Raw genomic sequence first — 14,100 nt, forward strand, 5'->3', positions numbered from 1 at the left:
AAATTTGTTAACTTACGATTGCTGCATCTAAAGCAACAACACCTTCGCCTTTACTCTTAACAACCAAAGGATTTATATCTAATTCTATTATCGAGTCTTTATACTGCCAGCAAAACTCCGATATTTTAACTAAATCACTTGCTAATGCACTAATATCCGAGGGCACTTTTCCGCGTGTACCTTTTAAAATTTTATAGCCCTTGATGCTTCTAATCATATCTTCGGCATCTTGTTCACTCAATGGAGCTTTTCGAATAACGACATCCGATAATACTTCTACATAGATCCCTCCTAATCCAAACATTATACAAGGGCCGAATAATGAATCTTGAAAACAACCGATAAACACCTCTATACCATCTTTGATCATTTCTTCAATCAGAATACCTTCAATATTAGCTGATGGATAATTTTTTTCCATGTTAGAAATAATTGATTTATACGCTTCGATTACTTCCTCTTTTGTATTTATATTAACCTTCACGCCCCCGTTATCGCTTTTATGGGTAATGTCGGAGGAAGCGACCTTAAGAACGACTGGATATCCGATATCCTCAACGCAATTTATCGCATCATCAACATTTTTAACCAGAGCTCCTCTAGGAATAGAAATTCCATAGCCAGCTAACTCCTGTTTTATATCATACTCCGTCTTCGCGTTCTTTAAGTCGGTAGTTGTTGCCGCAATTTCAGATACTTTTTGTTCTGGTAAATCATTTTTAGTCTGTCCACGACGCTCGCGACCCTCGTTATATTGAATTAAATTTTTAACAGCTTTAATCGCTCGGGTAGGGGTTGGTAGCCAACACAAACCACCGTCTAAAAGTGCATCTTTTGTCTTCTGTGAAGGTTGTGCCCAACAAATGACTAGCGTTTTATCCGTTTGTTCATTAATTTGTTTTAATTTAGGTATAATTTGAGGTGCTATCGCATCGCCCAGTTGCATATAAAGGACCAATGCTTCTACATTCTCATCTTCCAGAACAATGTTAAGGCTCTCTTCAAAATGGTCAATCATTTGAATAATTTGTGCTGTTAAATCAACTGGATTATTTACAGATGCAAATGGCGGTAATATTTCCTTTAGTTTGGATGTAGTTTCTTCTGTCAGATTAGCAGTTTGAATACCATATTCCTCACATTTATCAGCCATAACAATCCCTGCTCCACCTGAGATGGTAACTATACCAACGTCACCGCGGTTTGGGGAAATCTTGCCCTTATTAAACAATGCTAACGTATCAACTAATTCTTCTTCATCATATACTTGCACAACGTTTTTTTGTTTAAAAAAACTTTCATATACAGACTGATTCCCTGCTAGTGAAGATGTGTGTGAAGATGCTGCCTCCGCTCCACGTTGAGAAGAACCGACCTTCATTAATATTATTGGTTTATTATTTTTTTCAGCGGCACTAATACCTTGGGTCATTTTTTCTAAATCTCTTGCTCCCTCAATATAGCCACCAATGACCTTTACATTCTCGTTCTGAGCAAAGTATTCCACGTAGTCAAAAAAATCAACACCAGCTTCATTTCCAGTAGATACAAAATAGTTGTATCCTAAACCCATTTCTTTAGCCATTGCATAGGTAAAAGAACCGAAAGCACCGCTTTGGGTGATGAAGGCAACCGGATCACCAATGTCGAAATCTACAGCAGCAAATGTAGCAATCACTTTTTCACTCTGGTTATAAAAACCTAATGAATTAGGTCCGCATACGGGAATTCTAGTACGGTTAATAAAATCAGTTAAATCATGTTGCAGATGGCTACCTTCTTGTCCAATTTCGGAGAATCCCGAGCTATAAACAACAGCACTTTTCACTAATCGCTCAGCCAATTGTTCTAAGACTGGTAAAGCTTGCTTCGCACTAACCGAAACAATAGCAAGATCTATATTTTCAGGTAGGCTTTCAATATCTTCAAGGCATTTATATCCCGCAATGTCTTCATACTTTGGGTTTACTGGATAAACAGTGCCTTTATAACCTTGATTTCTTAAATTGACTAATGGTCTAGCACTGAGCTTTCTTTCATCCCCCGATGCACCAATAATCGCAATTGACTTTGGGGAAAACATTGGCTGTAAATTAAATGTAGGCATCATTACACACTCCGTTTAAAAACTTTTGATAATAAACCGGTAACTATACTTATTCCGCCAATTCCCTCTCATTGTTTGCACTAACCGTATAGAAGTTACGGAAAAATAAATTGTTAGATACCTCAGACATTTGTTCCAATAACTCTCCTTTAAAAGCATGCATTTCCTTATCAGATGGATTTTCTGTTAAAATTAAATCTATTAAGTGGAGCGCTAATTGCAGATTTCCTTCTGACACAAAATACCTCGTACTCTCTATTATTTTTTCTTGGTTTCCTATCAAATCTAAAATTGCTTGATTAACATCATTAATAGGTGACGGCGATAAATTAGTCGGATTACCATCATACCAACCTGTATACCTGCGATGTATACCCCGAATAACAAATTCAAGACATCCATAGGACTGTTTTATATATGGACTATTCGCTAATTCTTCAGGAATACTGATCTCGTGAAGCATTTTGTCAAGCGATGAACCTTGGTTGATATGCATAACGCATTCTTCATGCAGATATTTCAATACAGCAGATGTATCACTTAAGCATGCCTGCACTTCTTCGTTTCCTAATAGACTTCTTCCATGACCAGGAGCTATCGCTTTAGGATTCAATTTTAAAATACGGTCTAACATTTCATACCATTCTCGCTCATATCGGAGCACTTTATTTGGGTTTCCGATATTTGGAAAGGACCAGACAATAAAATCTCCACTATAACAAATTTTATCTTCGGGAATGTACACTACTGTAGCGTCATCTGTTTCCCCCTTACCGTGAAGTAATCGAAATGTTTTACCTCCAAGTTCAAAAGTATATTCAAAATCATACACTATATCAGGATATATATATTCATTCTTTATTTTTTGTTTTCTTTTGAATTGCATACTATTGATTGCAACATGATGGTCTCTTAATTTTGTGTATCGATTAAATCGTTCAATCACATTTCTGTGACTTATAACAGTCGCACCTTGTTCTTTTAAAACTGAAGCTCCGCCAACATGATCCCCATGTCCATGTGTGTAGATTAAATATTTAATAGGTTGATCCGTCATTTTTGTAATCTCATCAACTATCGCTTTCCCACCTGTACGGGAAATAGTTGAATCAATGACCACGACACCTTCATTTGTAATCACAATGCCAACATTGCCAAAACCATAGTTAGTTGCATTATAAAAACCTTCGCCAAGCTTCTCTAACCTCGAATCGGATCCGGGTTTCCAGTTAACCTCGCCTATCGCAAAATTATTTTGAAGCTTATCATTAGTGTTCATAACTATCCTCCAAATTATTATTATGAAAAGTTTCCGTTTTAAAGTATCAATACATATAATGGGTCCTACTGTTCTAACACTGTTGTCAATGAAACTAAAACAACTTATGAAGGTGATATCTACACAGGAACTCTACTATACATTTGTGTAATAAAGATAATATGATCAATGAATTTTCCATATTCTTCAATCATATTTTTTAACATTTATTACTATTCAATATACCCTTCTTCTCGATAATATCTTTCTGCCCCTGGGTGAAGTGGTATATCAATTGTTTCAATAGAATTTTCTATTGTTATCGCTTCCGCTGTAGGGTGATAACTTGATAATTCTTCCGCCTGCTCATGTACAAATTTCGTAAATTCGTAGATCAAATCTTCTTCTACATCTTCTCTGGTTACAAAATACCTACCCATTCCCGATGTAAGCACATCTTCAGATTGACCACTGTATGCTTCAGCAGAATCAGCTTCAAGTACCACCGGATCTGCCTCTTGATTAAACTCTTCAGCTGCCCCGTGTATTACATCTTCTTCTATTGGTAATACTTTAACACTGGTGGTTTCATCTACACCTTGAACTTGAGTTGACGGATATGAACTAAACGTAACAAATGCATCAATGTTATTGTCTCTTAAAGCATCAACTTGCTCCTGTGCAGGCAACGTTTCTAGCGTATAGTCCTCTGCCTCTTGCAAACCTACTTGATTTAAATGATTTTCAACAGATAATTGAGCTGTATTTAGGAATGTCGCGATTCTTGCTCCCTCAAGATCACTTAATGTATCTATATTAGAATCAGCTCTTACAATAAATTGAATAACTGGTGATTCCAAACCAACAACGCCACGGATCTCTTCATATTGTTCACCTTCAAATACATAGGTGCCCTCATGTGCAAACACTCCGTTTGTACTAGAGATATCTACTATTTCTCCTCTTTCTTGCATAACCATCCGTAATCCCTCAATATCCCCATTTGTTTCTGAAACCGTATAATTAATAGGTTCATCCATGTCATTAGCTAATTGAGCAATGCCTGACCCCATCATATAGCTAGGCGTCCCCCCTATTGAATAAATTGTTGCATGATCTACTTGCCCACTCCCTCCTCCTGATTCACTACCACACCCTACAATAAATAACATACCCATAAGTATCATTGACAATGTTTTTATCACATTCACTTTTCTCCCTCCTCGTAGTAAAATAAATATAGGATCATTCACCTTGCTCTACATTTTAAAAAGAAAAACTATTTTGTACGTGTCCCCTATCTCGAATATTACTATTCAATATACCCTTCTTCTCGATAATATCGTTCTGCCCCTGGGTGAAGTGGTATATCAATTGTTTCAATAGAATTCTCTATTGTTATTTCTTCCGCTGTAGGGTGATAATTTGATAATTCTTCCGCCTGCTCATGTACAAATTTCGTAAATTCGTAAACCAAATCTTCATCAACATCTTCTCTGGTTACAAAATACCTACCTGTTTGTGCTGTAGTCACATCTTCACTTTGACCACTGTATGCTTTAGCAGAATCAGCTTCAAGCTTCACCGGGTTTGCCTCTTGATTAAATTCTTCACCTGCCCCATATATCACATCTTCTCCTACTGGTAATACTTTAACACTTGTGGTTTCGTCTAAACTTTGAACTACACTTGACGGGTATGCACTATAAGTGACAAATGCATCAATGTTATTGTCTCTTAAAGCATCAGATTGCTCCTGTGCTGGCAACGTTTCTAAGGAATAGTCTTCTCCTTCTTGCAAGCCTGCTTGATTTAGAGTATTTTCAACAGATAATTGAGCTGTATTTTGAAATGTAGCAATGCTTGCGCCTTCAAGGTCACTTAATGTGTCTATATTAGAATCAGCCCTTACAATAAACTGCGTAATTGGGGCTTCCAGAGCAACCACGCCTCGAATCTCTTCATATTGTTCCTCTTCAAACACATAAGTACCATCATGAGCAAACACTCCATTTGTACCAGAGATATCAACGAATTCTCCTCTGTCTTGCATCACCATTCGTATTCCCTCAATATCCCCATTTGTTTCAGAAATGGTATAATCAATGGGTTCATCCATGTCATTAGCTAATTGAGAGATTCCTGACGATAACATATAGCTATTCGTACTGCCTATTGCATACACTGTTGCATGATCTACTTCCCCACTCGCTTTATCTGATTCACTACCGCACCCTGCAACAAATAACACACCCATCACAATCATTGGCAGTGTCTTTAGCACGTTCATTTTTTACTCCTCCCAATAAATAATAAAAGATCATCTACCCTGTCCTCGCTTATAATTCGACTTCTAATATTTCTACCCTGTCCCTTTGTCACAAATGACTTTCACTTCTGGTTTTGGGTCTCTCCAGACTATAAATTCATTTGTTCTTTCGCTCGTATCACCCCCAATGCTATCTAATTGCCAAAAGGTGTTTTTTCATAAGGTTTTTTTAACTTAAATTATCTCCATCCATATCACCCTGTCACTCTTTCATCAATAGTTAAGCTAATTCTTTTTGTAATTTGGATTTTTTATTGTCCCGATGATAACTATATTCAGGCAAAATTAGTAGAGTTAATATTACAATCCCTAAAACACTTGTCATGAAATTTCCGTCTATCAAGAATAATCCACTCGCAAAGAATAGTAGACGCTTCCACATTTTAATACTTCTAAATAAATAACCTTGAATACCTATGGCTACACTCCCGACACCTATGATAGCCAATATAACGGATATCATTACTACAGAGCCAGTGCCTATTAACAACAAATTGGGGTTGTACACAAACATGTATGGAATAATCAAAGCACATATGGAAAGTCTAAAAGCAGTAAAACTTGTTTTCATCGGATCTGACCCAGCAATTCCTGCACCATAAAAAGCTGCAAATGCAATAGGTGGTATGATAGAAGATAATACACCATAATAAAATACAAACATATGCGCTGCCATTGGGGTAACACCCAAATCAACAAGGGTCGGTGCGACCATTACTGCTAGAACCATATAAATAACAATTGTTGGTAATGACATCCCCATAATAATGGCAGCAATCATTGCTAAAATTAATAGGGGTAACAAATAACCTTGTGATAACTCGATCAAAATAGAAGACATTCTGGGACCTAAGCCAGTCAAAGCAAATGATCCGATAATTATCCCGGCGCACCCACAGGCTATGGCAATTTCCATAGTTCCAATGGCACCTTTTTCTAATACCTTAATAAATTGCTTAAATGATAAACGATTTTTTCTATTGATAATGTTTATGAGAATGATAAGCACTATCGCAAAGAAACCTGCACGTGCTGGTGAATAATCAACCACCAATAGTAAATAAAAAAGCAATAATAATGGTAAGGCATGAAACCATCCTTCTTTGAAGGTTTTTGACAATGACGGTGCTTCTTTTCTAGGGATTCCACTTAAATTATTTTTAGCAGCTTCAAAATCCACCATAAATAATAGTGATACAAAAAAGAGAAGAGAGGGTACAGCAGCAGCGATAACGACTTGACTATAGGGAATACTAAGAGTTTCTGCCATAATAAAAGCAGCTGCCCCCATTATTGGTGGGACTAATTGTCCTCCCGTCGATGCTGTAGCTTCAACAGCACCAGCAAATTTAGGGCTGTAACCTAAGCGCTTCATTAAGGGAATTGTAATCGCTCCGGTACTTACAACGTTCGCTGCTGCACTTCCGGTGATACTACCAAATAAACCGCTACTAACAACAGCCACCTTCGCCGGTCCACCTCGAACCCAACCGATCAAAGCCTTCGCCATATCCATGAAAAAATTGCCGGCTCCAGTTGCCATGAGGAATTGTGCCATAAGAATAAAGATAATAAGTATCGTAGATGATACACCTATCGCAATACCAAAGATTCCATCTAATGATAAAAATAGTGAACTAACGATTTGACCATGGTCATTGCCTGCATGTGAAAAAATGGATGGCCAATATTCTCCCGTATATGCATAAATAAGAAATACAATCGCTACAATTGGAAGGGCAAGACCTAATACTCGTCTCGTTGCTTCAATAACTATTATAATACCAATAGTTCCGTAAATATAATCACTAAAAATAGGCAATCCTGCTCGATCAATAAACGTATCTGCATTTTGAATAACATAGCTTGCTATAAGAATGCTTGTTGCCACTAATATCATATCCAGCCCTAAAAACAGGCGACTATGTTTAAACTTTTTTGATGGAGGAAGTAGAATAAATGTTAATATCAGCGCAAAGGTTAAGTGAACTGATCGATGAACTAAAGTATCAGGCATCCCAAAATAAGTGGTATATAAGTGGTAAGAAGCCCATATAACTGCAAGGATTGTGATTAATAAGGAAACGATCCCACGAAACTGTCTTCGTCTTCCTTCAGTTAACGATATTTCTTCCGAGTCCTCATGCTCTTCCCCAACTTTTTTTTCATCTACCATAATTGTATCCTTTCCTCTCCAGATTCAGCTATTTATAATTTCAATTCTTTTTTCAATAAAGAATTTCTAGTCATTATAAATGTTAATTACATTTCAAATAAGTTGAAAAATTGAATAGTCTCCTTGATATCGCTACTTCTAATTTGATCTTGAGAAACCACATCTTCTATTTTTGTTTTCCCTAAAGCAATTTCTTTCCAAATCTCACTCGGAAGCTCAATGGTCATGTCAAACTTCTTCGGCTTGTGATTACTAACTTCAGCAATCCCTTTTCTAACATGCAACCCAAAATCCTGTTTCAGATCAGATAAAGTGATAACCATTACTTTATCGATATTTTTTGCACTAACGGGATCGATCTTGTATTCGAGCAATTTCATCAATTGTTCTACAGGAAGTTTTTCAATCCCATCACCGAGTCCTGTCAATCCATGTGGCGTTTGGTTTAAATCCACTTTTCCTTCTAAAACTAACGCATGCGTTAGATAAAATCCTCTTGAAGATGAAGCGGGTGTTGCGTAGCCCATTTGGCGCAAGGCATTGGCCTTAATCTGCCTGGCCTTTTGATTATCAGGATCGATATTTAATACATGTGTAATTAACTCTGCTGCCCATGCATATTCCTTATCATCTAAAGCCTTATTTGATAGATCGATAATTTTATTTGCTCCTCCAAATCCATTCACAATTCGTTCTGATCTAAACGGAATCGAAACTGGATTGATATCAGCAGCATCTAAAGTAAACCAACCAATTAAACCACTATAGATTCCTTTCACATGATGCTTTAGTTCCCCATAGGATTCCTTTAACCAAGGGTGATTAGCTAAATGATCAGGAAATTCTAAACTATCCGCAATTTCATCCGGTTTCAAACCTTTATTTATCCCTCGAACAGCGTGGGCATAAATAAAAGCCATCCCGTCCCTATAATTCGTCGCCAGTTGATAGCTTTCCTCTTTTGTTCTTCTTGCATTACCATGCTCAGGAATAAGATACTGAGGATTAAGCTCACGAATGATATCAATTCCTTTTATCCAACCTTTAGGATCACGATAAGGCTGACCGCGTAAAGTATACATATTAGGGAAAACATTCCAAATGCTATTTGTAATTACCGTATCATAATTTGGTAACCATAATGTTAAAGAGTCGTAAGTGTCTGACGGCGTATAGAAGAATTGCATTTCTACCCCATCTATGTTCATTTTTTCTCCATCCTGAACACCATAGGTTGGCTCAATATATCCCGCTTTTGAACCTCCTTCTGCCCCACTTCCAAAATGAGCATCCGGTCCCGTACTTGGTAAGTAGGAGCCAAAGTGCATTGCACCATTTCTTGTTGCGGCTGGATCAAGTTCAATGGCTGAATTAGTTCTATTTTTATGAACATCCGGATGAGAAAGGACCTGAATCTCTTTTCCTTCTTCCCCTTCAGGAACAAATGCCTTTGCTCCCATGGTATAGTGGTTATGCGAATAAATGATAGCTTTAACCGGCTTATTCGTTATCTCACGAAGTGCTTGATATTTGCGCTTACCTGCCTCCATATGGCCACCTGTATCCCAAACAATAACTCCTTCTTTCCCCTCGATAATAACCGTATTATCAAGGGAGAAACGTTTTAACATAGTAATACCATCTCTGATTTCATCAATTTTAGGTTCGCGCTTTGGAAAGGCAAGTCCTTCATTGACGATTGCTCCATTAGCCAGCGTAGCCGTTTTTACTTCCCCACCCATATATGGTGAATTTTCTTCTTTAATTTGGTTTTGTATTTTATTAGTCATGTTTCATTTCCCCTTTTATAGTTGCTATAGCTGTTCTTTATACCTATTCAGATTATAAGTAGACCTTATTTCATTTCCGCAAACCTGGGTAATCGCTTTCATTTATGCTTATGCCAAGTGAATTAATTTAAACTGATTTTATCAAATTTCTCATAAACATGTTTATGCCTTAAAATTTATGAATGGGGTATAACTATACCGAATGATCCCTTGGCCTAATTATGCACGAAAGAGTCCTTTACCATACGCGAGAATATTTTAATAGCAGGTTTTTCAAAGTTTAGCGGTTTTTTTACGCACCACAGCGGTCTCGAAATTGTTAGATCGGCAATTGGTACTTTAATTAAAAGACCGTTATCTATTTCCTGCTTTACGCTATAATAAGAAGCAAATCCATATCCTAAGCCTGACCTAACAGCACTTTTTATAGCCTGTGTCGTATTTAGTTCCATATAAGAAAATATATCTTTTAATACCCCTTTTTTTTCAAGATGCTCAGCTATGATTTTCCTCGTTCCTGAATTTTTTTCTCGGGCAATCAACTTTTCATTTTTCAGTTCATTTGTCAAAACATGGGGGACGGTTGACCATGGATGCGTGCTTCCAACAATCAATATCACTTCATCATATGCAATAGCTTCCTTGATTAAATTATTATTAACCACTTCTCCTTCCACAAAGGCTACATCAATTTCTTTATCATCCAATTTCTCTAATATATTCGGAGTGTTTTCTATGAATAATTGTACGGTACCAGCATCTTCAAGTTGCGTATTGCCTATATAATCACTGATGACCGATGGAAGAAAATATTCTCCTAACGTAAATGATGCTCCGACCTTTAATTGTGACTGTACTTTTTCGTTCTTGTATCTTACAGCTTCTCTGGAATTATGATACTCATGTATTATCGCCTTTGCATGTGGATAAAGAGTCTTACCCACTTCTGTTAATGATATGCTCCCTTTTTCCCTGTTAAATAGTAACGCACCGTATTCTTCTTCTAAATATCGAATGCTTTTGGTAGCGGATGGTTGTGAAAGGTAGTTTCGTCTGGCTGCGCCGCTGATACTCCCTTCTTCCACTATGCAGCAAAATAATTCCAATAATTTTAAATTCACTACATTCAACTCCCTTTAAACTAACAAGGTTATGCCAATTAGAATTACAATTACAGCTAACATTCTAGTAATAGTTGAAGCAGTTAATCGTTTTGAAATCAAGGCCCCAACTTGCGATCCAATTAATACCCCTATACCACTCCATAGTAATATTTCCCAGTCAATGTCTTCGCGTATTATGGGAGCAGCTAAACCTACTAAGGAATAGATTGATAAGGCATAAATAGATGTTGCTGTTGCCTTATGCATATTTAATTGAAAAAGATACACTAGAATTGGAACAAGTAACCATCCCCCACCAATTCCAAAAAATGAAGATACAACACCAATCATTATACCTACCGCTAAAGTTAGCCAAATCTTTCTACTTTTTTGTTCTTTAGCTGCTGCTGTTTCTTGTTGAAACTCCTCTGTATCCATTGAGATCTCAGGGGTTTTTTTAATGGATAAAAAAAGTCCGAGTCCAACAAGCAATACGGAAAAAGCATAATAAAACGTTTGTTCATTTACAACGTTAACCAGCCAATTTCCCAAAAGTGTTCCCGGAATAGCAGCTAAACCTAAAAATGTACCTTCATACAACTGCACTCTTTGCTGTTTTAAATAAGGATACAAACCAGAAACGCTATTAAGGAACACAATTGCTAATCCTGTACCGGCAGCCATTTGAGGAGAAATATTATAAAAGAGCAAAAGCATTGGCACAAGAATAAAACCGCCTCCCGCACCAACAATAATCCCGTAAGCGCTTGCTAAAAAACCAAGGACTATGAGTAAAATAAACATGCCAGTTCCCTACTTTTTGTATTGTTGTTTTAATTATTTCATAAAAAAGTAGGAAATAGCGTCTCATGATCCAATTGTTATATCCCATAATAAATTAGCATACAGTCATAAATTGCGTGTATTCTATCCCTATGTCCCTATGAAACACAAAGATGTCGAGTTTAAGAGCTTTCTTTCCCGTACTGGATGCCACCCGGCGATACTAACCGATTAGTATGTCAACATTACAATAATGTTTAAAAAAATGCAATAGTAATCGCTATTCATCATTCAATTACGTTCATCCTTTATCTCTGAATTATGTTATAATAACTATCACTAAGACCATAACAAGGTGGCATAAGGATGCAACCCAAAATACTGAAACGAATCCCACTCGATCAGCTTATGGACCTCAAGATAGATTTTGCTTTCAAACAACTTTTTGGCAACGAAAAGAACAAACACATTACAGTTGTTTTCTTGAATGCCATTTTGCAAAAAACAGGCAGAGATCGCATCAAAGATATTACATTCGCAAACACGGAAGCAGGCGGAGAATACGCCGATGATAAACAGTCCAGGTTGGATTTGTTAGTGACCACAGATTCCGGTGAATCTGTTAATGTAGAGATTCAATTTACAAATAAGTATGACATGATTAAACGTTCGATTTATTATTGGGCAGGGATTTATCGTGATCCCTTGGAAAAAAATATGAACTACAAACAATTGCGCCCGGTAATCGCCATTAATATTCTCAATTTTGATTTATTTGACGTAACCCAGCGCTTCCATACTACGTACCATTTATATGAAGACGAGGCAAAATTCCAATTAACCGATGTCATGGAATTTCATTTTATCGAAATGACCAAACTAATCAAAGATTGGAAAGCTAACAAACTCGACCCATGGAATGATGTCCTTGCCAGATGGCTGCTAATGCTCGGAATGGTTGATCACCGAAACCACAAAGTCTATGATGACATCTACAAGGAACTGGAGGAGATTGCAATGAAAGATGACACATTACACAGCGCTTTCCAAAACTGGGAGGAGCTTAGTTCAACAAAAGAACAACGCGTAGCCTACGAAGGACGCGCAAGACAAATTATGGATGAGGAAGCCGCTCGGCGTGAAGCAGAACTTGAAAAAAAAGAAGCGAGGGAAGAAGGAAGGAAAGAAGGCGAAGAAAAAGGTGAGAAGAAGACGAAAGAAGCTAATGCCCGTAGACTTTTAGCAATGGGAATGGACATTGACGATATAGCCAAAGGCACAGAACTTGATGTGGAAACAGTCAAGCGAATTCAGCGGGAAATGAACAATGATCTTTAACACCCAAGTCACAACCAAAGGGCGTGTATAATACAGCGTCTGAAACGAAACAGCCAATAACCCTGCCTATATGGGGTTATGGCTGTTTTATCGTCAATTTAGCTACAGAAGTCTAAACTATACGCCCGGTAATCGCCATTAATATTCTCAATTTTGATTTATTTGACGTAACCCAGCGCTTCCATACTACGTACCATTTATATGAAGACGAGGCAAAATTCCAATTAACCGATGTCATGGAATTTCATTTTATCGAAATGACCAAACTAATCAAAGATTGGAAAGCTAACAAACTCGACCCATGGAATGATGTCCTTGCCAGATGGCTGCTAATGCTCGGAATGGTTGATCACCGAAACCACAAAGTCTATGATGACATCTACAAGGAACTGGAGGAGATTGCAATGAAAGACGACACATTACACAGCGCTTTCCAAAACTGGGAGGAGCTTAGTTCAACAAAAGAACAACGCGTAGCCTACGAAGGACGCACAAGACAAATTATGGATGAGGAAGCCACTCGGCGTGAAGCAGAACTCGAAAAAAAAGAAGCGAGGGAAGAAGGAGAAAAAAGAGGTGAGAAAAAGGCAAAAGAAGCGAATGCCCGTAGATTTTTAGCAATGGGAATGGACATTAACGATGTAGCGAAAGGCACAGAGCTTGATGTGGAAACAGTCAAGCGAATTCAGCAGGAAATGAACAGTGATCTTTAACATCCAAGTCACGTGTATGCATCGTATGAATTGACAAAACGAAACAGCCAATAACCCTGGCAGCATGGTGGTCATGGCTGTTTTATCGTCAATCTAATGCTCACCCTCACGTTCATACAAATGTTCTTCCAACTCCTTCCTAATCCTTGTTGGAATAGGCTCTGGTTTCTGTTCTTCCTTATTATAGTTTACATAAATCGCTTTTCCTCGGGCGCAAATCGTGCCGCTTTGATGAATCTCTTCATATAATTCCAGGCTTGATTTCCCGATCCGCTTTACCCAGGTGTACACGTCAACATTTGTTCCGAAATAAATCTGGCTTACATAATCAATCGATGTATGGAGGATAATCATTCGCCAGTCTGCAAATGAATCATCCGGTGTGAACAATTTAAAAATTGGATTCCGTGCTGCTTCCAGCCAGACGGGTAAGGTGGTGTTATTGATATGGCCAACGCCGTCTGTTTCAGACACTCTGGGTTCTATGATTGTTTTGTACATCT

General features: G+C 37.6%; 11 protein-coding genes. 2 read left to right on the forward strand and 9 right to left on the reverse strand.

Annotation, left to right across the window (positions count from 1 at the left end; translation table 11 throughout):
- Positions 1-7 precede the first annotated feature (7 nt).
- The 8 genes from HUG15_RS14090 to HUG15_RS14125 all read right to left on the reverse strand — a co-directional run bounded on the left by HUG15_RS14090 (position 8) and on the right by HUG15_RS14125 (position 11,567).
- Positions 8-2,107 carry an acetate--CoA ligase family protein gene (locus HUG15_RS14090; protein ID WP_200123707.1) on the reverse strand — a complete coding sequence of 700 codons (2,100 nt, stop codon included), beginning with the start codon at positions 2,105-2,107 and terminating at the stop codon, positions 8-10.
- 49 nt (positions 2,108-2,156) lie between these two features.
- A complete protein-coding gene (locus HUG15_RS14095) occupies positions 2,157-3,386 on the reverse strand; it encodes an alkyl sulfatase dimerization domain-containing protein (RefSeq protein WP_200123708.1) in 1,230 nt (409 codons plus the stop codon).
- A 212-nt stretch (positions 3,387-3,598) separates the two neighbouring features.
- Complete coding sequence (locus HUG15_RS14100; protein ID WP_200123709.1) at positions 3,599-4,576, reverse strand: TAXI family TRAP transporter solute-binding subunit; 978 nt, start codon at positions 4,574-4,576, stop codon at positions 3,599-3,601.
- 101 nt (positions 4,577-4,677) lie between these two features.
- Entirely contained in the window at positions 4,678-5,655 is a 978-nt protein-coding gene (locus tag HUG15_RS14105) for a TAXI family TRAP transporter solute-binding subunit (RefSeq protein WP_200123710.1), read from the reverse strand.
- A gap of 259 nt (positions 5,656-5,914) precedes the next feature.
- Positions 5,915-7,870: a TRAP transporter permease gene (locus HUG15_RS14110; RefSeq protein WP_200123711.1), complete on the reverse strand. Its 1,956-nt coding sequence runs from the start codon at positions 7,868-7,870 to the stop codon at positions 5,915-5,917.
- Positions 7,871-7,956: 86 nt separating this feature from the next.
- Positions 7,957-9,660: an alkyl sulfatase dimerization domain-containing protein gene (locus HUG15_RS14115; protein WP_200123712.1), complete on the reverse strand. Its 1,704-nt coding sequence runs from the start codon at positions 9,658-9,660 to the stop codon at positions 7,957-7,959.
- Between the two features lie 215 nt (positions 9,661-9,875).
- A complete protein-coding gene (locus HUG15_RS14120; protein ID WP_200123713.1) occupies positions 9,876-10,781 on the reverse strand; it encodes a LysR family transcriptional regulator in 906 nt (301 codons plus the stop codon).
- A 15-nt stretch (positions 10,782-10,796) separates the two neighbouring features.
- Positions 10,797-11,567: a sulfite exporter TauE/SafE family protein gene (locus HUG15_RS14125; protein ID WP_200123714.1), complete on the reverse strand. Its 771-nt coding sequence runs from the start codon at positions 11,565-11,567 to the stop codon at positions 10,797-10,799.
- A gap of 345 nt (positions 11,568-11,912) precedes the next feature.
- Between HUG15_RS14125 and HUG15_RS14130 the strand changes: the two genes are divergently transcribed.
- Both HUG15_RS14130 and HUG15_RS14135 read left to right on the forward strand, forming a co-directional pair.
- A complete protein-coding gene (locus HUG15_RS14130; RefSeq protein WP_200123715.1) occupies positions 11,913-12,884 on the forward strand; it encodes an Rpn family recombination-promoting nuclease/putative transposase in 972 nt (323 codons plus the stop codon).
- Positions 12,885-13,027: 143 nt separating this feature from the next.
- A complete protein-coding gene (locus HUG15_RS14135; protein ID WP_246516662.1) occupies positions 13,028-13,597 on the forward strand; it encodes an Rpn family recombination-promoting nuclease/putative transposase in 570 nt (189 codons plus the stop codon).
- Between the two features lie 93 nt (positions 13,598-13,690).
- Here HUG15_RS14135 and HUG15_RS14140 read toward each other — a convergent pair whose 3' ends face one another.
- Entirely contained in the window at positions 13,691-14,098 is a 408-nt protein-coding gene (locus HUG15_RS14140; protein WP_200123716.1) for an acyl-CoA thioesterase, read from the reverse strand.
- Positions 14,099-14,100: the final 2 nt, after the last annotated feature.

The sequence above is a fragment of the Salicibibacter cibarius genome, from assembly GCF_016495725.1.
GTDB lineage: Bacteria > Bacillota > Bacilli > Bacillales > Marinococcaceae > Salicibibacter > Salicibibacter cibarius.

Coding starts and splice junctions, on each gene's coding strand:
- HUG15_RS14095 (WP_200123708.1), bottom strand. CDS start 3,386: ATGAACACTAATGATAAGCTTCAAAATAATTTTGCGATAGGCGAGGTT.
- HUG15_RS14130 (WP_200123715.1), top strand. CDS start 11,913: ATGCAACCCAAAATACTGAAACGAATCCCACTCGATCAGCTTATGGAC.
- HUG15_RS14115 (WP_200123712.1), bottom strand. CDS start 9,660: ATGACTAATAAAATACAAAACCAAATTAAAGAAGAAAATTCACCATAT.
- HUG15_RS14110 (WP_200123711.1), bottom strand. CDS start 7,870: ATGGTAGATGAAAAAAAAGTTGGGGAAGAGCATGAGGACTCGGAAGAA.
- HUG15_RS14140 (WP_200123716.1), bottom strand. CDS start 14,098: ATGTACAAAACAATCATAGAACCCAGAGTGTCTGAAACAGACGGCGTT.
- HUG15_RS14090 (WP_200123707.1), bottom strand. CDS start 2,107: ATGCCTACATTTAATTTACAGCCAATGTTTTCCCCAAAGTCAATTGCG.
- HUG15_RS14105 (WP_200123710.1), bottom strand. CDS start 5,655: ATGAACGTGCTAAAGACACTGCCAATGATTGTGATGGGTGTGTTATTT.
- HUG15_RS14125 (WP_200123714.1), bottom strand. CDS start 11,567: ATGTTTATTTTACTCATAGTCCTTGGTTTTTTAGCAAGCGCTTACGGG.